This is a genomic window from Desulfovibrio sp. 1188_IL3213 (assembly GCF_036763145.1).
In the GTDB taxonomy this organism is placed as follows: Bacteria; Desulfobacterota; Desulfovibrionia; order Desulfovibrionales; family Desulfovibrionaceae; genus Desulfovibrio.
The window spans coordinates 1-732 of sequence record NZ_JBAIYR010000706.1; the positions used below are offsets into that span (position 1 = coordinate 1).

At 61.6% G+C, this 732-nt stretch carries 1 protein-coding gene; it reads right to left on the minus strand.

The features are described from left to right. Nucleotides 1-732 (minus strand): FAD:protein FMN transferase (locus tag V6C16_RS14670; protein WP_333543618.1); only part of this gene is annotated, 732 nt, incomplete at both ends.

Here is a 732-nt window from a genome sequence, read left to right on the forward strand (position 1 = left end):
CCAGCTGGAGGGCTTCGCGCGGCGGCATGACAGCCATGGCCGTAGCCAATGCGTCTGCCGTAAGACAGTCGGGCGCGGAAACCGTCACGCTGACCAGCCCGGCGCTGACCCCAGTGACCGGGTTTATCAGGTGGTTGCGGCTGGCGTCAGCAGTGTAGAAGACCTCATATATGCCTGAAGTGGCTACGGCCCCATCCAGCATTTCCACCACCTGCGGGTAGGCGTTTTTGCCTTGGGGGTCTTCAATGGCAATGCGCCAGGGCTGTCCTTTGCCCTTGCCTCCGCTGACCACAATATCCCCACCGGCGTTGACGCAGTGGTTGAAGCAACCTTCAGCGCTGAGGCGGCGTGACATGGCGTCTGCAATATGCCCCTTGGCAATGCCGTCCAAGGTGATGCCCATGCCCCGGCGCTCAAGGCGCAGGGCGCTTCCGTCCACATGCACGCGCTCCATGCCCACCATTTCAAGGGCATGACGCAGTTCCGCCTGATCAAGCTTTAGATGCTTTTGCGTTTTATGCGCACGGCGACTTTCGAAAAGATGTAAAAGGGGGAGCACGGTGGGGTCGAAAGCGCCGCCTGTGAGCGCATACATCTGGCGCGAACGCTGCAGCAGGTTCACCAGTTCGAGAGGGGCATCGTTCAGGGCTGCTGTAGCATTGAGTTGCCCCAAAGGCCCGGCGGAACCGAAGCGCGTCAGCGTTTCGGCCATGCCGCGGCCAAGGGCCAGAG